General features: G+C 45.4%; 16 protein-coding genes. 12 read left to right on the top strand and 4 right to left on the bottom strand.

Annotated elements, in window-relative coordinates; genetic code table 11:
• Positions 1–31: 31 nt before the first annotated feature.
• On the bottom strand, positions 32–580 hold the full coding sequence (locus FC61_RS03375; protein ID WP_021742765.1) for a hypothetical protein: 549 nt from the start codon (positions 578–580) through the stop codon (positions 32–34).
• A 180-nt stretch (positions 581–760) separates the two neighbouring features.
• Here FC61_RS03375 and FC61_RS03370 point away from each other — a divergent pair, with 180 nt between their 5' ends.
• Both FC61_RS03370 and FC61_RS03365 read left to right on the top strand, forming a co-directional pair.
• On the top strand, positions 761–2,338 hold the full coding sequence (locus tag FC61_RS03370; RefSeq protein WP_011668265.1) for a peptide chain release factor 3: 1,578 nt from the start codon (positions 761–763) through the stop codon (positions 2,336–2,338).
• 231 nt (positions 2,339–2,569) lie between these two features.
• The gene (locus tag FC61_RS03365; RefSeq protein WP_021742767.1) at positions 2,570–4,687 is read left to right on the top strand and encodes an L-type lectin family protein; all 2,118 of its coding nucleotides are present in this window, start codon (positions 2,570–2,572) and stop codon (positions 4,685–4,687) included.
• 129 nt (positions 4,688–4,816) lie between these two features.
• Here the strand turns inward: FC61_RS03365 and FC61_RS03360 are convergent, their stop codons facing one another.
• Positions 4,817–6,169 carry an FAD-dependent oxidoreductase gene (locus FC61_RS03360; protein WP_035465043.1) on the bottom strand — a complete coding sequence of 451 codons (1,353 nt, stop codon included), beginning with the start codon at positions 6,167–6,169 and terminating at the stop codon, positions 4,817–4,819.
• Positions 6,170–6,396: 227 nt separating this feature from the next.
• Here FC61_RS03360 and FC61_RS03355 point away from each other — a divergent pair, with 227 nt between their 5' ends.
• On the top strand, positions 6,397–7,830 hold the full coding sequence (locus FC61_RS03355) for a C69 family dipeptidase (protein WP_021742769.1): 1,434 nt from the start codon (positions 6,397–6,399) through the stop codon (positions 7,828–7,830).
• Between the two features lie 283 nt (positions 7,831–8,113).
• On the top strand, positions 8,114–10,720 hold the full coding sequence (locus tag FC61_RS03350) for a cation-translocating P-type ATPase (RefSeq protein ID WP_021742770.1): 2,607 nt from the start codon (positions 8,114–8,116) through the stop codon (positions 10,718–10,720).
• A gap of 49 nt (positions 10,721–10,769) precedes the next feature.
• Here the strand turns inward: FC61_RS03350 and FC61_RS03345 are convergent, their stop codons facing one another.
• Positions 10,770–11,861 (bottom strand): MucBP domain-containing protein, encoded by a 1,092-nt coding sequence (locus FC61_RS03345; protein ID WP_021742771.1) that lies wholly within the window; start codon positions 11,859–11,861, stop codon positions 10,770–10,772.
• Positions 11,862–12,005: 144 nt separating this feature from the next.
• A complete protein-coding gene (locus tag FC61_RS03340; RefSeq protein ID WP_035465044.1) occupies positions 12,006–14,243 on the bottom strand; it encodes an ATP-dependent Clp protease ATP-binding subunit in 2,238 nt (745 codons plus the stop codon).
• 299 nt (positions 14,244–14,542) lie between these two features.
• Here FC61_RS03340 and FC61_RS03335 point away from each other — a divergent pair, with 299 nt between their 5' ends.
• From FC61_RS03335 to FC61_RS03300, 8 genes are all read left to right on the top strand, one after another.
• Positions 14,543–14,743 (top strand): hypothetical protein, encoded by a 201-nt coding sequence (locus FC61_RS03335; protein WP_011668258.1) that lies wholly within the window; start codon positions 14,543–14,545, stop codon positions 14,741–14,743.
• Between the two features lie 167 nt (positions 14,744–14,910).
• Positions 14,911–15,177, top strand: a complete 267-nt coding sequence (locus FC61_RS03330) for a phosphocarrier protein HPr (protein WP_011668257.1) — start codon at positions 14,911–14,913, stop codon at positions 15,175–15,177.
• The gene (gene ptsP, locus FC61_RS03325) at positions 15,177–16,913 is read left to right on the top strand and encodes a phosphoenolpyruvate--protein phosphotransferase (RefSeq protein WP_021742773.1); all 1,737 of its coding nucleotides are present in this window, start codon (positions 15,177–15,179) and stop codon (positions 16,911–16,913) included. Before FC61_RS03330 ends, ptsP begins: the two co-directional genes overlap by 1 nt.
• Positions 16,914–17,097: 184 nt before the next feature.
• Positions 17,098–18,276, top strand: coding sequence for a glycosyltransferase family 4 protein (locus tag FC61_RS03320; protein WP_011668255.1), 1,179 nt, complete (start codon positions 17,098–17,100; stop codon positions 18,274–18,276).
• A gap of 12 nt (positions 18,277–18,288) precedes the next feature.
• A complete protein-coding gene (locus tag FC61_RS03315) occupies positions 18,289–19,311 on the top strand; it encodes a glycosyltransferase family 4 protein (RefSeq protein WP_021742774.1) in 1,023 nt (340 codons plus the stop codon).
• A 4-nt stretch (positions 19,312–19,315) separates the two neighbouring features.
• Positions 19,316–20,350 carry a lysylphosphatidylglycerol synthase transmembrane domain-containing protein gene (locus FC61_RS03310; RefSeq protein WP_024526641.1) on the top strand — a complete coding sequence of 345 codons (1,035 nt, stop codon included), beginning with the start codon at positions 19,316–19,318 and terminating at the stop codon, positions 20,348–20,350.
• 77 nt (positions 20,351–20,427) lie between these two features.
• Entirely contained in the window at positions 20,428–20,664 is a 237-nt protein-coding gene (locus tag FC61_RS03305; RefSeq protein ID WP_011668252.1) for a YkuJ family protein, read from the top strand.
• 136 nt (positions 20,665–20,800) lie between these two features.
• On the top strand, positions 20,801–22,858 hold the full coding sequence (locus FC61_RS03300; protein WP_021742776.1) for an LTA synthase family protein: 2,058 nt from the start codon (positions 20,801–20,803) through the stop codon (positions 22,856–22,858).
• The last annotated feature ends 419 nt before the right edge of the window (positions 22,859–23,277 follow it).

Below are 23,277 nucleotides of genomic sequence, written 5' to 3'. Positions count from 1 at the left end.
GGAGTCTTCCCGAGGCGATGCGGCTTTGACCTTAATTGTAATGAATGACTTGTTGATAAGCGTGGTGGCTAGCTCGTTTAGCCGCAGATTTATCGGTGGTCAGGGTGGCGAATTGACGGTTTAAGATTAACCGGTAATTGTGGCGAACGAGGGTTACTTGTGGATGCTGACTAGCGAGTGAATGCTGAGCCTGCTGTGCCAATTGGATGGTTTTAGTCGTCTGATTGGTGTGTTTGACCAAATAAGTTACGTTACGACTCGCTTTCTTAGCCTGCGGGCTAATCGGTTGATGGGGCGTTCGACTACTAGCTAGCGATTGATGCATATTCGTGGTTAAACTCGTGATTTCATAATACTGGGTTTTCTTGACCCGTAGTTGGGCGTAGGTTTTAAATAAGAGATTGTTGAGTAGTAGTGCGATCACGGCAATGCCAACGCCACAAAGAATCACGGACATCATTGGCCGCAGTGAGCGTTTATGGCGACGAGAAGAAAGTAAGCCGATTAGACCAGCAATCACAATTAGAGCGCCTAGTCCAAAAATGAGATCGATTAAGATGGTCTCCGTAGATGCCGACATGTTGTCACCCGTTTCTAATTAAGTTTCATTCTTCTATCATACCACGAAATGAGGGAAGTCAAGAGAATAACCGCAACAACCGTGAATTGTCCGCCTAAACGTGTTAGAATTAAAGCGCTGTGTCATTTAAGAATGTCACGATCAGGTGTCAGACGAAAATAGAATTTGTGAGGAAAAAATATGAGCGAAAAGACTTTAGCGACAGCGGTCGATAAGCGGCGAACGTTTGCCATTATCTCCCACCCCGATGCCGGGAAAACGACGATTACCGAACAGCTCTTGTTATTTGGGGGTGTGGTTCGTGAAGCAGGAACGGTAAAGGCCCGTAAGAGTGGGAACTTTGCCAAGTCCGATTGGATGGAAATTGAACAAAAGCGGGGAATCTCAGTTACGAGTTCTGTGATGCAGTTTGATTATCAGGGCAAACGAATTAATATCTTGGATACACCGGGACACGAAGATTTCTCTGAAGATACGTATCGGACGTTAATGGCTGTCGATTCGGCCGTCATGGTTATCGACTCGGCCAAGGGGATTGAGCCCCAAACTAAAAAATTGTTTCAGATCTGTAAGATGCGGGGCATTCCGATCTTTACCTTTATGAACAAATTAGATCGGGATGGTCGTGAGCCCTTAGACTTGATCGCTGAATTGGAAGATGTTTTGGGAATTGAAGGTTACCCCATGAATTGGCCAATTGGGATGGGTAAGGAGCTTAAAGGTTTGTATGACCGGTATCATCAGCGGGTTGCCTTATTCCGCCCAGAAGATGACGCCCATCAGTATTTACCATTGAACGCAGATGGCGACCTAGCGACTGCTAATGAGTTGGAAGAAGATGGCCTGTACCAAGAAGCTCGCGACAATATGTTATTAATCGAAGAAGCGGGTAACCAATTTGATGCAGCTAAGATTGCCAGTGGGGACCAAACCCCCGTCTTCTTTGGATCGGCTTTGGCTAACTTTGGCGTGAAGACCTTCCTGGAAACTTACTTGGAGTACGCGCCACAACCGGCTAGTCACCAAACGCCCGATGGGGCAACGGTAGCACCTACCGACCCTGAGTTCTCTGGTTTTGTCTTTAAGATTCAGGCAAATATGAACCCCAATCACCGGGACCGGATCGCTTTCGTCCGAATTTGTTCAGGCGAGTTTGAACGTGGTATGGACGTGATTCAGGAACGGACTGGTAAAAAGATGCGATTGTCTAATGTGACAGAATTTATGGCGGATACGCGCGAAAACGTTGAAACAGCTGTTGCAGGTGACATTATTGGATTATATGATACTGGGAATTTCCAGATTGGCGATGCCATTTACACGGGCAAAACGAAGATCAAGTTTGAAAAATTACCACAATTTACGCCAGAACTCTTTGTGCGGGTAGCGGCTAAAAATGTGATGAAGCAAAAATCCTTCCACAAGGGGATTAATCAACTGGTTCAAGAGGGGGCTGTGCAACTGTATACCTCGTACTCGACTGGTGATTATATCTTAGGCGCAGTTGGACAACTTCAATTTGAAGTCTTCCAGTTCCGGATGCAAAATGAATACAACTCAGAGGTTATTATGGAACCAATGGGCAAAAAGACAGCCCGGTGGATTAACCCGGATCAATTAGACGAACGAATGTCCTCATCACGAAACTTGTTGGTGAAGGATAGCCAAGGAGCACCCCTATTCCTTTTCGAAAATCGCTTTGCCGAACGTTGGTTCCAGGATAAATATCCTGACGTTGAACTGACCGCTAAACTTTAAAAGTTTAAATAAGTACTACCCCGGATTGCAAGCAGATCCGGGGTATTTTTTTTCATGTTGTTTATAGGAGAAAAGTTTCAAATTACGAAGCGATTGCTTCCGAAAATGATTATTCACGACTTGCTGGACGGCCGCATGTTAAAATGGTGTCGACAGTTGGGGACTAACCAGTTTAATGGATTTGTAACTAATTGATTAATCCGTTAAATAGAGCGAGAGGAGCGGAAAAATATGACATATTTGAAGTGGGTGCTAACGGTTCTCGGACTGGGAACTGTTTTAGCGACGGGGATGGTTGCTAGTGCGGATGCGGATTATGATCAGGCATTAAAAAACGCTCCTCAAGGTATTTCGCTGGATAATATCTTTGTTCCAGGCACAACTAGTAATAACCAAGCATCGATTGTGAATACGACTAATCCTAATATTACAGGCACGCAAGCAGCTAAGGTTAATAATGGCAAAAAACAATTTGGTGCATTGTGGTCAACAACCGACAATCATTTTGATCTGACCAAGAATATGAAGAGTTCTATGTGGATGTACTTTGGCAATACGGGAAAGAAAGCAGCCGATGGCATGGCACTGGTTTTCCAAAATGATACACGGGGACTAGCGGCAACGCCGACCTATGGTAAGACGGTTGCGGGGGAAACGTTAGGCGTTTGGGGTGTGGATACTGATAAGAAGCAAACAACACCGGATAAGCTAGCCAGTACGGCGATTCAAAATAGCTGGGCGTTAGAATTCGACACGCATTTAAATACGTCGACTAGTTACAGCAATACAGGAAATGCCGATTCGTTTGATGTAGGCATTAATGGGCCCCACATTGCCAGTAACTATCCGGGTGAGGTGAGTACCTATGAGATGGTACGAACATCGACATTGTTAAACACCGGGTACTATGCGACACAGATCCATGCCGGAACCATCGCGGGTGATTACACCATGTTGTCAAACGGTGCTTGGCATCACCTGACAATCGACTGGCAGGCTAGTACCAAACAGATGACGTATACGTTTGATGACAAAGACCCAATCACGGGTAAAAAGCAAACTGGGAAGAGTGCGCATGTGACGTTAGATACAACCAAGATTGATCCAAATAATACGGGACAAGTTCGATGGGGGTTCACTGGCGCCACGGGCGATAGCTACGAAAACAATCTGGTGATCTTTGAGGAGGTTCCCGGACTGGTTGATGTGGATGCTAATGCGACTTTGACTGACATTACGCAGAATAAAGTGGTGGATAATGATGGCACCGTTAAGGGCGGAGACAAGGTCCGACTAGACTATCGATTATCTTATGAGGGCGGTAAACAGGAATGGAAGGATGTTGTTGCGCAATTAAAGCTTCCCAGCAAGTTGAGCTTTACTAAGGGTACCATTACGTATGCTGACGGGACGAGCACGGCGGTGGATCTGAGTGGTCTTGATAGCGAGCGACAATTAACCGTAAAGCTAGCTAAGGCCCTTTCTAGTAGTAATCAGACAGCAACAATTTCTTTTACGGGGACAGCGGATGAAGTCACGGAACCAGCTTCTGTAACGGGTTTAACGAGTACATTTACCGCGGTTAATGGGGTTGAAACCGCCTCGACAGTCGATTTTACCCTTAATCCAACCCAAGAAGTTTTATTAGCTTCTTTGAATGGGACCACATTTTCTGCCGATGATGGAGATGTGACAGTTAAGGGAAGTGTCGTTGTGCCAGACAGTACCAACTTGAAGAATACAGATATCACGGTTAAATCAACGCTAAATGGACGGGCCCAAGCAGACTTTAAGATACCAGAGAGTGATGACAACGAAAGCGGTCGGTTTGATTACACCGTTAAGCCGAATCAATTAACGGCAGGAGACAATACGTTGATCATTACGGTGGCTGATCCGTACGGTAATGAGTCTAACCCATTGAAGGTGACGATTACGTTAACGGGGCAAGTGCTCTTCAATGGTGTGGCTGAAGCCAGTTCATTTCAAAGCACAACCTTAACGGGAAGCCAACAACAGGTGAAGCGGGGGAATGATTGGCAAGTTAACGTCTTGGACACGCGAACGGCTGGGGCAACTTGGACCTTACAAGTCAGTGCGACCGCGTTTACAACCAAAGATGGGCGACAATTGGCCGGTGGCCTGTACTTCCACGATGACACAGGAAAAACGGCGGTGACGACAACCCCGATGAATATTGCCAGTGGACAATCAACGAGTAACGATGATGAAAAAGATATTGTGAGTGATTGGCAAGACGAGACTGGTTTATTGTTGGACGTCGGCAGTGCCAGTGTGAGCGGTCAATATCAAAGTCAGTTGACTTGGACACTAAACGATACGCCATAGCGGCAAATCCTACTAGACGACCGCGTATAGAAAAAAATAAGAGGCCTTCTCACGAACGTTGAATTTCGTGGGAAGACCTCTTTAATTGCGATTCAAATTGCTTAATTATAGAAGTAGTTGTAACTCAAGTTAAGCGTTAACTGATTGGGCAACCTTTGCCTGAGCAGCTTGCGCTAAGATGTTTAGGTAGTTGAATGGTCGATCAAAGTTAGGCTGGAAGAGCATATCAACCATCGCTAAGTCATCAATTGTATTTTCGTTTTGGATGCAAACAGAAAGGGTGTTGGCCGATTGTGAAACATCGTATTTACTCATTAACGCACCACCTAAGATCCGGTGTGTGTCGGGGTCAAAGACTAATGACATCAAAACGGGTTCAGTTGACGGCATAAACTCTGGGCGATAATTATCTTCAACAATCACTTGTTCAGCGTTCACCCCTTGTTGTTTTGCAGCTGCTAGCGTTAAACCAGTTGAGACGATCGTCCGATCATAGAGTGCCAAACCAGAAGATGATTGTGTTCCCATATACTTGACGGTCGGCTTAACTAGGTTTTTACCGACTAGGATACCTTGACGCACCGCGTTAGTTGCTAAGGGAATGTAAGCATTCTGATGGGTTGGGTTGTAGTGCACAGCAGCACTGTCACCAGCGGCGAAAATATCAGGGTTAGAAGAACGCATGTAGTCATCCGTAATAATCGCGCCGTTTGGTGCCATATCGACTTTGCCTTTCAGCAGGTCGGTATTTGGTCTAAAGCCAATGCATAAAATAGCGAGATCCGTTTCATAGCTGTTCTTATCAGTCTTAATGGTCAACCCAGTTGCACTATCAGTAAAGCTTTCAACCGTTTCACTTAAGGCAAGTTGGACACCGTGATCCCGATAATCTTGTTCAATGACATCCGTAAAATCAGCATCAAAGTACTTGGGCATAACCCGGTCCATCGCATCAATTAAGGTTACGTCATGACCAGTAGTGGAGTAGGCTTCTGCTAGTTCAGCACCAATATAGCCGGCACCAATAACGGTAATCCGCTTGGCTTCCTTAGCATCTTCGATTAGAGCTTGCGCATGTGCCCAGTTTTTGCAGAGCTTAACGCGATCGCTATCGATGCCCGGAATCTTGGGGACAATTGGCCAAGAACCAGACGTCATGACTAGTTTATCGTATGACTCAGTCGTTTGTGCATGACTGGTTAAGTCCTCAACGGTCACTGTCTTTTGATCAGGATCGATCGCTAAAACATTGTGATTCATTTGGACATTAGCGCCTAATTTTTGGAGTTCTTCAGGACTTGAATAAAAGAGGCCTTGCGGATCAGCGACTTTTCCCCCCAGGTAAAGGGCGATTCCACAAGAGAGAAATGAAATGACATCGTTACGTTCGTAGACGGTCACTTCGGCATCAGGGTGTTCGGCCAAGATTTGTTTAATCGCAAAGGTTCCGGCATGTGTACAACCAACAACTGTGACTTTCATAATGTTGCCTCCCAAAACAAATTTTATTGAGATGATTTTCACAAAGCACTGCAAATAAAAAACATTTCAATTGATTACAACTTTATTTTAAACAATTCAGCGAAAAAGTCAACACTTTTGAAAAAGTGTCACATTTTTGCTAGAACCGTTAAAATTGGATCGGCTAGTTTTACCCGAAGAAAAGCGGTACACTGTGGGATGTACTTATAATAAGGAGTGGTCAATGTATGAAAGTAGCCAAGCATCTGTCGGCTTGTACGTCGGTATTAGTAGGTAAGCAGGCGTCAGTTGATGGGTCAACGATGATTGCCCGTAATGATGACACGTTTTTACCCTTAACGCCACAGCGATTTTACGTGCATCCAGCCGAAAAAAATCAGCCTAAGCGGACGTGGGTGTCTAATCAAAATGGATTTACAGCGCCAATTCCGAGCGACGGGTATCGGTATTTAGCAACTCCTAACGTTGAAGTTGATAAAGAAGGGGTCTACGCGGAAAGTGGCTTTAATGAAAAGAACGTGGCGATGAGCGCGACCGAGAGTGTCTATGGCAATCCAGCTGCTTTAGCGATTGATCCACTAGTTCAAAATGGGCTGGCGGAAGACTCATTGCAGACGATGGTCTTGCCATACATCAACTCTGCTCGTGATGGTGTCCGTTATCTGGGACAGTTGATTAAGCAATACGGATCGCCAGAAGGCAATGGTGTGTTATTCTCCGATCATGATGAAGTGTGGTATATGGAGATTGTCACCGGACACCATTGGGTTGCCCAACGAATTCCCGATGATGCCTATGCCATTACAGCTAATCAAGTTGCTATTCAACAGGTGAGTTTTGATGATCCCGATAACTTTATGTTTTCTGATGGGATTCAAGACTTCGTTACTGAGAATCACTTGAATCCGGACCAAGCTGGCTGGAACTTCCGGCATATTTTTGGAACGGATACCGAAAAGGATCGACACTATAACACGCCACGAGTTTGGTTTGGGCAACGTTATTTGAATCCAGAGATCGAACAAGATCCGCAATCTAGTGATTTACCGTTTATCTGTCGGACTAGTCATAAGATTAGTGTCGAAGACGTTGAGTATATTTTAAGCTCACACTACAATGAAACGAAGTATGATCCCTTTGGTCAGGGTGCTGAAGCAGATCGATTGAAGTTCCGACCAATCTCAATGAACCGGACACAAAACTCCCATGTCTTACAGTTGCGCAATGATGTTCCGGCTGACCGTTCGGCAATCTTTTGGTTGTGTTTTGGGGTACCAGCATTCAGTCCATACGTCCCATTCTTTGCAAATGTAACGGATACTGACCCAACTTACAGTGATACACCCGTTCGCTTGGATGATCAGAGCGCTTACTGGATGTACCGGAAGTTGTCAATGATTGTTGAATCACATTACAGTCATTTTATCGAACAAGACACTGATTACTTAACCGCCACCAAACAACAACTGCGGACGCACGTGGCTAAAACCTTAGCCGATGCTGCGGCGTTGACGGGAGATGAGCTGACCGCCTATTTGACGACCCAAAATCACCAAATTGTTGCTGCAATGCGGCAGTCGACAACGCAATTTACGAATGAGTTGATTGAAAAAGGGCTAACCCTCTCTAAGCTAACGTTCAACATGGATAAAAATTTATAAGGATTAGCTGGCAGCTTTATCGTCTTACAACGAGCCGGGGACAGAAGTCTCGGGCTCGTTTTGCGTTACCAAATATTGGGTGCCAAAACGGGCGCCAGCTAACCGCCTTTTATCCCACTCTCGTTTTGAGGGACTAGTGGTTAGGACTGTTTATGATAAATGGGATATTTAATTTTCAAAAAATCTTCACACTTTGGCCGTAGTCTATACAAAACTTTTCGTAATAATAAGAATATAGTAATAGACGGAATTATTTATTTACGCGATAACGGAGGACGCTATCATGAAGAGAAAAGAGATGACGAAGATTGTGCTGACAGACCAAGCAGGTTTAACAGCACAACAAGCGAAGCAGCAATTAGAACAGGTAGGCGCTAATGAATTAGTCGCCGCTAAAAAGCCAGCTTTATGGCGGCAAGTTATCCGCCATTTGAGTGATGTTTCATCGATGGTCTTGTTATTTGCCGTGGGCTTGGCCAGCTATATGGCGCTTGCTCAGGGGGGTGGCTGGACGAAGCCAGTAGTTATTGGGGCGATTCTGGTGATCAACGTAATCATTGGGTTGTATCAGGAAGCCTCAGCAGAGAAAGCTTTAGCTGCCTTACAATCGATGAGCTTGCCAACAACCACTGTCCGCCAAGATGGAGTGGCCCAAACACTGGCGGCTAAAGAAGTGGTTCCTGGTGATTTGGTCTTACTAAAGGCTGGTGACCAGGTTCCGGCCGATGGTGTCGTCCTTGAGAGCACCAACTTAGCTATTGATGAAGCCGTTTTGACTGGTGAAAGTGTACCAGTCGCCAAGACTAAGTTGAGTGATCAGTCGGCCGTGGCAACCGAACAACAGGTTTTTTCTGGAACGGCAGTGACAGCTGGGACCGCGGTCGTCCAAGTGACCACCACCGGAATGGCAACGGAATTGGGGCAAATTGCCGGATTGCTGAACAAGACAAAGAAGCGGGCCACCCCATTACAAGGCCGGCTCAATCGCCTGTCGGGTTGGTTAACCACCTTTGCCGTATTGGGAGGGCTCGTGATCTTTGGCCTCAGTATTTGGATGCAAAATCAAGGCTTAGCAGATAGCCTGATGATTGGAATCTCATTAGCCGTGGCGGCCGTACCAGAAACGCTTCCCATTATTGTGACCATTAGTCTAGCACACGGTGTTAAGCGAATGGCAAAACGCAACGCAATTATGCGCCGGGTAAATGCCGTGGAAACCATTGGTGGCGTTGATGTGATTGCCTCCGATAAGACGGGAACATTAACACAAAATCAAATGACGATCACCCACTATTGGACGCCAACTGCCAAGCAAGCAATGCCGGCCGATCAACTAGATTCGGCTGGTAAAGACTTGATGCGGTATTTAGGTTTGGCGACAAACGCTGAGATTCAGCTGGTGAATGGTCAAGAGGAAACGCATGGTGATCCGACAGAGTTGGCTATTGTGCGCTGGCTAGATGCCCATGGTTTTAGTCGACAACAGTTTGAAAAAACGGCTCCCCGAGTTGCGGAAGATCCGTTTGACTCGACCAAAAAGACGATGGCAACAATTCATCAATTAGCAGATGGCCAACAACTGGTGATTGTGAAAGGGGCCTTTGATCGATTACCAATTAGCTGGACGAGTGATCAGGCAGCTGCGGCTAAACGCGTTCATGATGAATTTGGTCGCCAAGCACTGCGGGTATTGTCGGTGGGCTATAAGGTACTACCGACGGCGGCTACACAGGACTGGACTGATTTGACGAAGGATCTCACATTTGCTGGTTTGGTGGGAATCATTGATCCACCGCGGCCAGAAGTGATTCCGGCAATTAGAGAGGCTAAACGTGCTGGGATTAAGCCGGTCATGATTACGGGTGATCACATGGTCACGGCTTCAGCGATTGCGAAGGAAATTGGGCTATTAACACCGGGGCAACTAGTGATGTCTGGTGATGAACTTCGAACGTTGTCCGATGCTGAATTGGCAGCCCAAATTGAAGATATTGCCGTTTATGCCCGTGTGTCACCGACTGATAAGATTCGAATTGTACAGGCTTGGCAACAAGCAGGGAAAACGGTCGCCATGACCGGAGATGGGGTGAATGATGCTCCCGCTCTGAAAGCCGCAGATGTCGGGATTGCCATGGGGATTACGGGAACGGAAGTGTCCAAAGGTGCGGCCGACATGGTGTTGACAGATGATAATTTTGCCACAATCATCGCGGCGGTACGTGAAGGCCGGACCGTTTATCAAAATATCTTGAAAGCCGTTGAATTCTTGGTCGGCGTTAACTTTGCCCAAATTTTCTTAATGGTTGGAGCTGTCCTGATGGGATGGGGGGCACCATTGCTTGCAGAACAACTACTACTAATTAACGTTCTTGCTGATGGTATTCCAGGCTTCTACATTAGCCGGGAACCAGGAGAAAAAGAAGCGATGGCCCAACCACCAGTATCCAATGATGAAAGTTTGTTTGCCCGGGGCCTGGGCGGCCGATTGGCAATACGAGCAGTGACCTTTACGATCTTAACGCTGGGAATCTATGCCATTGGCCGTTTCGGACTGACAGCTGGACAGACCACGTTGGGTATGACCATGGTCTTCCTAGTATTGGCAGTCGGCTCGATGATCGATATCTATGCGATTAAAGACCGACAACCGCTCACCTTAGCGAGTCTCAAGCGTAACCCGGTACTAAATGGGGCGATGCTCATTGCGATTGCGGTGGTAATCGCAATCGCCACGATTCCGGGTCTTCAAGGAATGTTTGGGCTGGTGACAATGCCCGCCATTGCTTGGCTCATTGTCATCCCTGCGATGTTTATCCCAACGATTATTTTAGAAATTGCTAAGCGTTGGCAACGACGAAGTGCCCAACCTTTAACGACTGAAATCGATTAATCCATTAAAAAAGCTCCTACTAGACTGTCTAGTGGGAGCTTTTGCCTGTTTAAAGTGTATCAGTTTTAACCAAGCGGACATAGCGAGCGTTAATATACATTTTCGGCCCGATTTGATACCAAACCAGGTGTTGATCGTCCACGATACGACCACGAATGTCTAGTGGGGCACCATGCTCAAGCGTCCCAGCTACTTCACCATAAGGTGCTTGGTAGCAAGTGACGGCTTTTCCTGGAACATAATCGACGCTACCTAAGCGGTCAAATGACTGTGGGTGCCAAGTCGGCGGTTGTGGTAAAGCAAGATTGGCCAGTGGATGTTCACGACGTGTGGTCTCTTGCGCGATTAACCACTGTTCTCCACCCAAATTGTACCAAACATCACCATTAGTGAGGGTAATAACGATGAAGAGGCGCCAAAGCGAGTGGGCTGGAAATTGGTACCCGTATTTGCGGCCGTTGGGTTCATCAAAAACGGCATGGTCGGTATCTAAAAGGACATATTGGTTGACGCGTTGAACGGTCTGCCAGGAATTTCGGCGATAATAATAAACAATCTGACCAGTTTGGTCAGAAAAAGCCCCTCGTTGGCTGCCCTGCGCTTGAAAAATGTGGTAATTGGCCATGGCTGGTGGTGTGAGGTTGAAGGCCTGACCCAATCGGCCACGGTGAATTTGTGGCAACGTCAATAAGCGGTTAGTATCGTAGTCAACCAAATAAGCAATAATGGGTTGGCCCCATTGACGAACGTAGACTAAAGAAGTCAGACTGTAGCGACTTAAATATTCCTGAGTAAATCCGTGAATGTCTTGAAGTGCATATCCTGGAATTTCAGGAAAGCGTAAGTGGACGGGACCGTGTAGTGGTCCCGTCAGAACCAGTGCCGGTTGCAAGGGCCGATCACGTTCGTCCACTAGCCGGACAACTAAAGTCGCGGTTGGTAGCTGACTAGTATCGATCTGTTTAGTGGGTGTTGGTTGAGCTATCAGACGGACCGATGGCTCAGGGGATGGATCCGATGGGGCAGGAATGGGGGCTGGTGATGCTGGTTTTGTAGGGGGCGTTGCTCGCCGACGATTGTGTTGCGGGCGAGTCTGCCGTGTGGGTTCAATCATGCGTCGTAACCAGTCAAAAAAAGCCATTCCGTGTCACCTCCTGAAGTTTCCTTTAAAACCTAGTATACCGCATTCTAAGAATCAGCGGCAGACTCTTTTTAAGTCAGGCGATAGCGACAAGACACAAAAACACGATGATCAGTGACGATCATCGTGTTTTTATCAATTTAATTACGCTTGAGAAGAATCTGATTTTTCAGAAGTTGATTTATTAGTTGCCGTATCAGCAGCTAAAACAATCTTGCCATCTTCAATCTTAGCGACGAGGTTCTTGACATCGGCATGATCCAAGTAGAAGTCGGCAATACGATCTTCGATTTCCTCTTGAATGACACGTCGAAGTGGTCGAGCACCCATTGCTGGATTATAGCCCTTAGTAACCAATTGATCTTCAACAGGTTCTGTGACGTGGATATGCAGACCTTGTCCTGCCAACATGGTATTCACATCGTCAATCATTAAATCAACAATATGCATGAGGTTTTCCTTACTCAAAGCGTTGAATTCGATGATATCGTCGAAACGGTTTAAGAATTCTGGCTTAAAGTAATTGGTCAAGTTACCCAAGACGGAGTGGGTGGTTCCCTCAGCGGCAGCCCCGAAGCCAACATTAGCTTCAGCGTCACCGGTACCGGCATTACTGGTCATAATGATTAGTGTATCTTTGAAGGATACGGTTCGACCTTGTGAGTCGGTTAGACGACCATCATCTAGGATTTGCAAGAACATGTTCATCACGTCTGGATGCGCCTTTTCGATTTCATCGAGAAGGACTAACGTATACGGATGCCGACGAACTTGTTCAGTCAATTGACCGGCTTCTTCATACCCAACGTAGCCAGGCGGTGAACCAATCAATTTAGAAATTGAATGTGGTTCCATATATTCGGACATGTCAAACCGAATCATGGCTTCTTGAGAGCCAAAGAGCTCATTGGCTAACTGCTTAGCTAACTCGGTCTTACCAACACCGGTTGGGCCGACAAATAGGAAAGACCCGATCGGACGTCCAGTACCATTTAAACCAATTCGATTTCGCCGGATTGCCCGAGCAACCTTATCAACAGCTTCGTTTTGGCCAATGACGTGTTTTTCGAGGTCACTTGCTAAACTCTTCAGCTGATGTTGTTCCTTGGCCTGCAACTCACCAACTGGGATCGCTGTCTTTTCTTCAACAATGTCTTGCATGTCTTTGACAGTGACTTCAGCTGATTGGTTCTGGTCAGCATTAGCAGCGGATTCTTTGGACTTTTCCAACTTGGAGACTTGGTCGCGGTAGTAAGCGGCCTTCTCGTAGTCTTCCTGCTTCAAAGCGGCTTGCTTTTGCTGTTCAGCGGCTTGAATCTTTTCATCAATCGCTTTGGGATCGGCCACGTTAATGGTTAAGTTCTTACGAGAACCGGCTTCATCCAAGAGATCAATGGCCTTATCAGGAAGATAACGATCCTGGATATACCGATCAGATAACCGAACGGCAGCCTCAATGGCGTCATCAGTGTAATGAACGTGATGGTAATCTTCGTACTTCTTTTGAATGCCTTGTAAAATCTTGATGGCTTCATCGGCACTAGGTTCATCCACCGTTACCGGTTGGAATCGCCGAGCAAGGGCTTGATCCTTTTCAATATCTCTGTATTCATTTAAAGTCGTTGCCCCAATTAATTGGAAGTCGCCACGAGCCAGCGCTGGCTTCAAAACGTTACCGGCGTCCATGCCGCCTTCAGCGTTACCAGCACCCATAATCTCATGAATTTCATCAATAAAGAGGATGATATCCGGATTGGACTGGACTTCTTTCATTAATTGTTGCATGCGTTGCTCGAACTGACCCCGAATCCCGGTTCCTTGAACCAAGGATACGACATCTAGCCGAATAATTTGCTTGTTGGTTAGCTTTTCGGGAACGTTACCTTCAACGATCCGTTCTGCTAAGCCTTCGACGACCGCCGTTTTACCAACCCCGGCTTCACCGATCAAAACCGGATTGTTCTTGGTGCGTCGGTTCAAAATTTCAATGACTTGTGCTGTTTCCTTGTCCCGGCCGATAACCGGATCAATTTTACCGTCTTTAGCCAACTGGGTTAGGTTCAACCCGTATTGACTAAGCAGGCCGTTGCCATTACCACCTTGGTTACCCGTTGGTTGGGTTGGCTGGCCTGGTTGTGCATTAGGTTGTCGGTAGTCAGCTTGATCGTGGCTTCCGTTTTGCATTGCGCGGAAGATATCATCTAAGTTACCGAAACCAAATGGATCTTGTGCCATACGGCCACCTCCATTTCCAGAGTTGTTTTGCTGCTGTTTTAGCAATTGATAACAATTTTGGCATAGGTCAACTTGTTGCCGCTGTCCGTTCACGCTCATGTAAAGGTGAATGGTTGCTTCATTGCGGTGGCAATTTTGACATAGCATTTTGTCGTCTCCTTTCATGCCTGGAATTATCGTGGGTTACCCCACGCAGGTCTGTCGATGAAAGGCTTGACCTTTCTTGACCATTGACCACATTATACCGCGTTGATTTCTGGGTGCAAGTATTTAGCTTGCACGAAAAACGCCGTCAACTGGGGCATTTCCAGCGAACGCCTTCATTCTAGCACTCTCGTCAATAGAATGCTAAAATCATTGTTAGATTTCATTAAATTTTCAAATATTTTGACGCTTGGTGTGTTTCCCCGTAAAATATGGAAGAACTGAAAAAAGGAGATGACATTGTGACAAAAGATTTTACGGCATTGATGAACCAGCTTAAAGATCAGAAAATTGAGCAGTTTGAAGTCACACCGGAAGAGTTTCCAGCCTTTCAAAAAGCATTCATGGCTTTCGACACGCGTAAACGCGTGATTGGTCAGGCTGAAAAAGGGGGAACATTGATTTACCACTACGATCAAGATACGGGAAATGATGGTGAATAGTGTTTTTTTGATGTAAGCGGTTCATGAATGCTTGTAATTTAGTGGCGAGATTGATATTCTTAGAGAGTAGGCGTTGCTCGTGGAATGGTTGTTTGACCAATGCGCAAGGTCAACGCGAGTGATGCTCAAAAAGAAGTCAACCTAAGCTTAAAGGAGATCGATCAATTATGGAAAAACGCGAATTTCATGTTACTGCAGAAACAGGTATCCATGCACGTCCCGCTACGTTATTAGTACAGGCTGCTAGCAAGTTTAACTCAGAAGTTAGCTTGCAATACCAAGACAAGTCCGTGAACTTGAAGTCTATCATGGGCGTTATGTCATTAGGTGTTGGCCAAAATGCTGAAATCACGATCACAACTGATGGTGATGACGAAGCCGACGCTATGAATGCTGTAGCTGAAACATTGAAAAAAGAGGGTTTATCTGACTAATGAGAGCGATGCTCAAGGGAATTGCCGCTAGTGATGGGGTTGTTTGCGGTCATGTATTTCGCTACAGCGAACCGGATCTATCTATCACCAAACGGTCAGTCACTAATCTTGATCACGAATTAAATCGATTCCATCAGGCCCTTGAAGCAGCCGTCTCCGAAGTTGAGACGATTAAAACTCGTGCAACTAAAAACCTGGGCGCTGATAGTGCCCAGGTTTTTAGTGCCCATATTGCCATGCTCCAGGACCCGGAATTCATTAAATCAGTTGAAGATGAGATAGCTCGGCAGCGGTGTAACGCCGAGGCAGCGCTAGCAACGGTGGTCACCGATTATGGTGCCTCATTGGCGAAATTAACGGATAATCCATATATGCAAGAGCGGATCACTGACTTGCATGACATTAGTAAACGAGTAACGGCCCACTTATTGGGCATCAAGTTACCCGATCTGGCATTGCTAGATCGGCCAGTGATTGTGGTAACCCATGATTTAATTCCGAGTGATACAGTTTCGGTTGATGCCAAGTACATCCTCGGTTTTGTCACGGATCTTGGTGGGCGGACGTCACATTCATCAATTCTGGCCCGCTCACTGAATATTCCAGCGGTTGTTGGCACCCAGACGGCCACGGCTGATTTAGCGACCGATGAGATGGTTATTATTAATGGGACAACAGGGAGTGTCATTAGTGAACCCACTGCTACGGAAATCGCAACGGCCAAGCAAGCCATGGCAGATCGGCAAGCTAATCGTGTGCGGCTGGCCAAGCTACGTCACCATCAAACGGTCACTAAGGATGGGATAGGTGTGACGTTGGCTGCCAACATGGGTACCGCTAATGATATTCCTAGTGTACTTGATAATGGTGCAGAGGCAGTCGGGCTGATGCGTACGGAATTTCTGTATATGGACGCGGAGCGTGTCCCTACAGAAGATGAGCAATTCGCCATCTATCGTCAGGTTGTGTCGGCGTTAGCACCACGGCCAGTTGTGATTCGGACGTTGGATATTGGCGGTGATAAGCCGCTACCTTACTTGCACCAGGCACTAGAAGCAAATCCATTTATGGGTGAACGGGCTATTCGTCAGAGTTTAGCCCATCAACCATTATTTCGGAGTCAGTTGCGCGCGTTAATTCGAGCGTCGGCGTATGGTCATTTGCGAATTATGTTTCCGATGATTGCCACCTTAGATGAATTTCGTCAGGCCAAAGCCATCTATGATGATGAACGATCGAAATTGACAACCGCTCAGGTTCCGATGGGAAAGATTGACGTTGGGATGATGGTTGAGGTACCAGCCGCGGCGATGTTAGCCGATCGGTTCGCTCAGGAGGTAGACTTCATGAGCATTGGTACCAATGACTTAATCGGATATGCCATGGCTGCTGACCGCACCAACCAAGATGTTGCCTATCTCTATCAGCCGTACCATCCGGCTGTCTTAAGGCTGGTGGATCGCATCGTTCGCGCGGGCCATGCTGCTGGAATTCCGGTGGCAATGTGTGGCGAGATGGCTGGAGATCCAATTGCGGTACCAATCTTATTGGGAATAGGGTTAGATGAGTTTTCAATGGGAGCCGGATCGATTTTAAAAACCCGGCAACTTATGGGAACTTTAAATGTTCATGAACTACAGTCATTGGCGGATACAGTGCTCAATTCAACGAGTACAAGCCAAGAAGTGATTACAATGGTTCAGGCTACTGTACCAGGGATTCTGGACGTACGGTAGTTGAAATGATGATGGGACGTTTGCATGACCTGATGACTAAGGGCATGTCAAACGTCTTTTTTTATAATCAGGGTTTTTGGTTGTGGTTTGCAATCACTTAGGCAAACCCATATAATTGTGATGATTGTACAAAGCGAAACGCCAAACTATTTTAGCCAAACACAAGACGCAAGGGGGATTGGCAATGAACATTGGCATATTTACAGATACCTATTTCCCTCAAGTAAGTGGGGTAGCGACATCGATTAAAACGCTACGGGATCAGCTGGAAAAGCAAGGACACCAAGTTTATATTTTTACCACAACGGATCCTCACGTGGAACGCAACGTGTATGAACGGAATGTCTTTCGATTCTCCAGCATTCCGTTTGTGTCCTTTACGGATCGGCGGATCGCCGTTCGGGGATTATTTCAGGCTTATCAGATTGCCAAAGAATTAAATTTGGACGTGGTTCATACCCAAACTGAGTTTTCAATGGGGTGGATTGGTAAGTTCGTTGCGCGTAACCTGGAAATTCCCTGTCTACATACGTACCATACAATGTATGAAGACTATCTACATTATGTGGCTAATGGGAAAATTTTGAAGCCGGTTCACGTTAAACAGGGGACATTAGCCTTTTGCTATCATCTGAGCGGGGTGGTTGCCCCTAGTGATCGGGTTTTAACCACCCTGACGGATTATGGGGTTAAGACACCGATTCGAGTGATTCCAACCGGGGTTAATTTGCATCAGTATGAGCAACCAGATACGGCAGACTTACGCAAAAAATTGGGTTATCAACCGGATACGCCGGTGATTTTGTCGTTAAGTCGTTTAGCCTATGAGAAGAATATTAAGGCAAGTATTGCAGCTTTGCCCCGGATTCTAGCGCAGGTACCGACCGCACAATTGTTAATTGTGGGGGATGGCCCGGCGCGAGAAGATTTGGAGCAACAGGCAAAAGATGCGCAGTTAATGGACCATATCACTTTTACGGGTGAGATTGATAATGATGAGGTCTTTCGCTACTATCACATGGCCAATGTTTTTCTGTCATCGTCAGATTCTGAATCACAAGGGTTGACCTACATCGAAGCGATGGCTGCGGGGACCAAAATTGTGGTCATGACTAGTCCATATACAGATGAATTATTATCTAGCCGCACGTTAGGTGTGACTTTCACGACACAAGATGAATTGGTTGAAAACGTGGTGGATTACTTGCTTCATGGGGATGACGAGCAAGATCCAGACCTTTTAGCACAGAAATTGGCGGAAATTTCCGCGGATACATTTGGTCAGCACATTATTGAATTCTATCAAGATGCGCAGGTCAGCTATGAAGAGTCGCACGAAGACACCCCAGACTTTACGGATTAAGGGAGTTATTGAATGTTAAAAATCAACATGTTTTCTGCAGCTGATTCTGTTAAGGGTCAGGGCGTGGGGAGTGCGTACAATGAACTGATGAATTTGCTGAAGACTCACTTGAACCAAGAGTTTGATGTGTCGGTCAATCGATACCGGCGAGTAGACATCACGCACTACCATACGATTAACTTTTCTTATTACTTATCTACTTTTCTGCCGCACCGCGGTCGTAAGATTGGGTATGTTCACTTTCTACCGGAGACCCTTGAGGGAAGTCTTAAAATTCCTCAGCCATTCCGGTCAATTTTTTACGGCTATGTGTTGGCTTTCTATCGGCGGATGGACCACATTGTTGTGGTGAACCCGACGTTTATTCCGAAGCTTGTTGCTGCAGGAATCCCGGCCGAACGGGTGACGTATATTCCTAATTTTGTGAGTCGAGACGAATTTTATCCAGTAACTGCTGAGCAAAAGCAGGCCTTACGGCAACAATATGGGTATGCGACTGATCGATTTACGATTCTAGGTATCGGACAGATTCAAGAGCGCAAGGGATTGTTTGATTTCATTAAATTAGCCCGAAATAATCCCAGCTATCAATTCATTTGGGCTGGTGGCTTTTCATTTGGCCGGATGACGGACGGCTATGCTGAACTTAAGAAGGTCGTTGATGATCCGCCAGCTAACTTGAGCTTTCCCGGGATCGTTGATCGGGATAAGCTAGTTGATTACTATAATTTGGCTGATCTATTTCTATTGCCGTCGTTCAACGAATTGTTCCCGATGTCAGTGCTTGAGGCCTTTAGTACAGGGACCCCCGTTTTGTTGCGGGATCTCGACTTGTACCAAGCCATTATTGCGGGAGATTATCAACCCGCTAAGGATTATGCTGAGATGGATGAACAGCTGCATCATTTAGCGGTGGATCCACAGGCACTGGCTCACTGGCGGCAGCAAAGCTTGGCAGCGGCGGATCGGTACTCGGAGGAACATCTGACGCAGATTTGGCGAGAATTTTATACGCAACAGGCAAAAGAGGGGTAACTGCATGTCACGACGAAATAAATGGGTATTGGCGTTAATGTTTCTTTTAGGCATTGCGATTTTTACCTACTCGCTGCGAGACATCAAGTTTTCCGTCTTGGTCAGTGATTTTGTACACATTAACTTTTGGTGGTTTGGCGTTGCCATCTTATGTATGGTGATGTATTTGGGATTAGAAGCGTGGATTGTTAAAGTGTTTATCTCAGATCGAATTCAGGGGTTTACATTTAAAGATGCTATCCGAATTCCAATGGTAGAACAATTGTTCAATGGTATTACGCCGTTTTCTTCTGGCGGTCAACCGGCACAGTTAATTGCCTTGATGCAAACGGGGGTTGATGCTGGTAAAGCCAGTTCGGTCTTACTGATGAAATTTGTTGTGTATCAATCAATGATTGTTATCAATTTTTTGTTTGCGTTAGTGATTGGTTTCAATCAGATTCAAGATAAATTACACGCATTAGTCTGGTTAGTTGTGTTTGGATTTAGCATCCATTTGGCCGTGATTGTCGGCCTGTTGATGGTAATGTTTTGGCACGCCTTTACCAAAAAAGCTGTGGCCGTTATTTTGAAGCCAGTACGGTGGTTCATAAAGGCTGAGCGCTTTGATCGAATGGAAGCCAACATTAACGAAAAAATTGACTCGTTTTATGCAGAGAGTGTCCGGATTAGTGGTCAGTGGAAGCTAATGCTACGGGTTTTTGTCATCACGTTTTTTCAGCTGATGTTTTATTACTTAATTCCGTATTTTATTATGCTGGCACTGGGGTACACCACAGCGAACATTGTGATGGTCACCTGTTTACACATTCTGATTGTGATGGTCATCTCACTGTTCCCAATTCCGGGGGGCTCTGGTGGTGCAGAATACAGTTTTGAGATGATCTTTAAGAGCTACATTTCCTCAAACAGTAAGTTAGTGTTGGCCATGATACTCTGGCGACTCTTAACGTATTACCTGGGGATGTTGGCTGGCCTAGTGGCGATGGTCATTCGTCCAGATAAGGTAGTTGAAGAGCCTAATTCAGGAAATGAATAAGATTTTCTGGATTAAGGCGTGCCAACAGCGCACAAGTTTGGTAAAATCATAGTTGAAAGCTAGAAAGGGGACCAACCATGGAAGAATCTCAATTGATTGGCATCATCAATCGCTTAAAGGCGATGCAAGAAGATGCAACTGACGAGCCACAACCCCGTCGTTTTGAAAAAGAAGGCGTGGAACAAGCATTGGTTGTCTTCAACCAAGCAACACATACGTACACGCTAACTGAACATAATCCGGAAACGACATTTGAGTTTGATAACATCGACTTAGTGGCAATCGAATTGTTTGATTTACTGACGGATAACTAACAAAACTATGGGTGACATAGTTTTGTTTTTTTTTCGACGAAAGATTGAATTTTTTCAAAGGTTCAGTAATCAGATTGATTACCAGCTGATATCAGCTATACTTTAGGGATGTTAATTATTTTGTGGAGGCAGTCGCATGGCGAACTTTTTTAAGCGAAGGATGAGTTGGGTAAATACCCGAATGGGCTTTTTCCTGTTAACGATTGGTTTATTCTGGGTAAAAACGTATATTGCCTATCAAACCGAATTTACATTAGGAGCGAAGGGCAGTGTGCAGCAATTCTTGCTGCTGATAAATCCGTTACCGGCTGCGTTACTGGTATTTGGGATTGCGTTATACTTCCGTGGTCGATTGGCCTATTGGTTGATGATGATCATCAATGTGTTGGAATCAACCTGGATCTTTGCCAACGTCCTATATTATCGTGAATTTTCAGATTTCTTGTCGTTTGGGATTATGAAAGGTTCCAGCGATGTGGGGAATAACTTAGGTAAGAGTTTAGCGCAGATTACGCATGCTTATGATTTCTTTGTGTATGTAGATATTATTGTTTTAATTATTCTGTTGGTGACACACGTTATCCGGATTGATGCCCGGCCGTTTAAGCGACGGTACGCCTTTTCAATCACGGTACTATCGTTTGGCTTGATGTTTGCCGAATTTGGGATGGCTAATGCCGATCGGTCTGGCTTGTTGACCCGGACGTTTGATAATAACTATATCGTTAAATACTTAGGCTTGAATGAGTATGCCGCGTTTAATGCTTATCAGACGCAAAAGGAAAGCGCCACACGGGCAAGTGCTAATGCTAGTGATATGAAGAGTGTGTTGAAGTACCTCAAACAGAACCGTGTTAGCCCAAATGTTTCTTATTATGGAAAAGAAAAAGGAAAAAACGTCTTTGTCATTCATTTGGAGAGCTTCCAGCAGTTTCTAATTGACTATAAGGTTAATGGCAAAGAGGTAACCCCTAATCTGAATAAGTTTTATCATAATCAGAATACCTTGTCATTTGATAACTTTTATAATCAAGTAGCCCAAGGGAAGACGTCAGATGCCGAAATGATGTTAGAGAACTCACTCTTTGGGTTACCCCAAGGGTCAGCAATGACGACTTACGGGACACAAAACACGTTCCAAGCGGCACCAGCTATTTTGAGTCAGCAAGCAGGTTATACAACAGCGGCGTTTCATGGGGATGTGCCTAGTTTCTGGAACCGTGATAACACGTATAAGTCATGGGGCTATCAATACTTCTTTAGCTCCAGTTACTACACCGAAAAATCCGGTTATTCAGTTGGCTATGGCCTTAAAGATAAGATTTTCTTCAAACAATCAGCCAAGTATATTGAGCAGTTACCTCAACCGTTCTATGCTAAGTTGATTACGTTAACCAATCACTATCCTTATGAATTAGATAAGAAGAATACTGACTTTCCGGCAACTAAGACTGGTGATAAGACCGTTGATCCTTATGTACAGACGGCACACTATTTGGATCAGGCTTTTGGGGAGTTTATGACGTATCTCAAAAAAGCGGGTCTCTACAAGAATAGTATGATTGTTGCATATGGGGACCATTATGGTATTTCAAATAATCACCGACCAGCAATTGCCCAACTGTTGGGGAAGAGCAAAGTCACGAACTTTGATTTGGCTCAATTCCAGAAGGTTCCGTTCATGATTCATGCGGCAGGTCTCAAGGGGGGCATCAATCATACGTATGGTGGTGAAATTGATGTCTTACCAACGTTATTGGATCTGTTGGGCGTGAAGAATACGGACACAATTCAGTTCGGACAGGACTTGCTAGCGAAGAACCGCAATCAAACCGTTGCGTTCCGGAATGGGAACTTTATCTCACCAACCTATGCGAAAATTGGGGGGACAGTTTATGATACCAGGACTGGCAAGGCACTGTCGTTAACGACAGCACAGAAGAAGACAGTGGATAAAATGCAAAACCATGTCACAACGGAATTGTCACTTTCTGATCGAGTGATTTATGGAGACTTGTTACGATTCTATACGCCCAAGGACTTTACCAAAGTTGATAAGTCATCCTTTACCTACAAGTACAAGCCGGCTATGGAGAAACTAGCTGAGGCGGAAAAGAAGGAAAAGACGAGTGCTTTAGTGAAGAACAAGGGGAAAGAAACCACATATAAGACGGATGCACCAGAATTAAAGTAGGAAAAAGGTAATGTAATGGCGGTAACTTTGCTGTTGCATTACCTTTTTTGTAGTTAAGGTGATGCGTACGCAAATAATTTCAGTAAATATTCATTTTTCCCTTGACCCTGACAATAGAAATTGGTAAACTATTTTCTGTTGTCAATTAACGGAAACAAACATGGTTTGCCCGGCAATTGATTGCAAATCAAGTAATTGAAAAAAAGGCTTGACGGTCTGTGAGATTCTTGATATAGTAGTAAACGTTGTTGAGAATATTTATTCACTTCTTCACCAAAACATCTATATTTATTCAAAAAGATGTTTAAAAAGAAGTTGACATGATTTTATCAGCATGATATACTTTAAAAGTTGTCACGGAGCACTTGCTTCTGATAGCTTGGTAGACCTTTGAAAACTGAACATTGTTTCGACAAACC

The sequence above is a fragment of the Levilactobacillus brevis ATCC 14869 = DSM 20054 genome, from assembly GCF_001433855.1.
GTDB lineage: Bacteria > Bacillota > Bacilli > Lactobacillales > Lactobacillaceae > Levilactobacillus > Levilactobacillus brevis.
The sequence above is the reverse complement of the archived record's forward strand: the minus strand, read 5'-3'. Positions and strand labels throughout refer to the sequence as shown.

Excerpts from the sequence above, each read along its gene's own strand:
- FC61_RS03330 (WP_011668257.1), top strand. The coding sequence starts at position 14,911 with ATGGAAAAACGCGAATTTCATGTTACTGCAGAAACAGGTATCCATGCA.
- FC61_RS03370 (WP_011668265.1), top strand. The coding sequence starts at position 761 with ATGAGCGAAAAGACTTTAGCGACAGCGGTCGATAAGCGGCGAACGTTT.
- FC61_RS03305 (WP_011668252.1), top strand. The coding sequence starts at position 20,428 with ATGGAAGAATCTCAATTGATTGGCATCATCAATCGCTTAAAGGCGATG.
- FC61_RS03345 (WP_021742771.1), bottom strand. The coding sequence starts at position 11,861 with ATGGCTTTTTTTGACTGGTTACGACGCATGATTGAACCCACACGGCAG.
- FC61_RS03300 (WP_021742776.1), top strand. The coding sequence starts at position 20,801 with ATGGCGAACTTTTTTAAGCGAAGGATGAGTTGGGTAAATACCCGAATG.
- FC61_RS03340 (WP_035465044.1), bottom strand. The coding sequence starts at position 14,243 with ATGCTATGTCAAAATTGCCACCGCAATGAAGCAACCATTCACCTTTAC.
- FC61_RS03320 (WP_011668255.1), top strand. The coding sequence starts at position 17,098 with ATGAACATTGGCATATTTACAGATACCTATTTCCCTCAAGTAAGTGGG.
- FC61_RS03310 (WP_024526641.1), top strand. The coding sequence starts at position 19,316 with ATGTCACGACGAAATAAATGGGTATTGGCGTTAATGTTTCTTTTAGGC.
- FC61_RS03365 (WP_021742767.1), top strand. The coding sequence starts at position 2,570 with ATGACATATTTGAAGTGGGTGCTAACGGTTCTCGGACTGGGAACTGTT.
- FC61_RS03350 (WP_021742770.1), top strand. The coding sequence starts at position 8,114 with ATGAAGAGAAAAGAGATGACGAAGATTGTGCTGACAGACCAAGCAGGT.
- FC61_RS03315 (WP_021742774.1), top strand. The coding sequence starts at position 18,289 with ATGTTAAAAATCAACATGTTTTCTGCAGCTGATTCTGTTAAGGGTCAG.
- FC61_RS03360 (WP_035465043.1), bottom strand. The coding sequence starts at position 6,169 with ATGAAAGTCACAGTTGTTGGTTGTACACATGCCGGAACCTTTGCGATT.
- FC61_RS03375 (WP_021742765.1), bottom strand. The coding sequence starts at position 580 with ATGTCGGCATCTACGGAGACCATCTTAATCGATCTCATTTTTGGACTA.
- FC61_RS03355 (WP_021742769.1), top strand. The coding sequence starts at position 6,397 with ATGAAAGTAGCCAAGCATCTGTCGGCTTGTACGTCGGTATTAGTAGGT.
- ptsP (WP_021742773.1), top strand. The coding sequence starts at position 15,177 with ATGAGAGCGATGCTCAAGGGAATTGCCGCTAGTGATGGGGTTGTTTGC.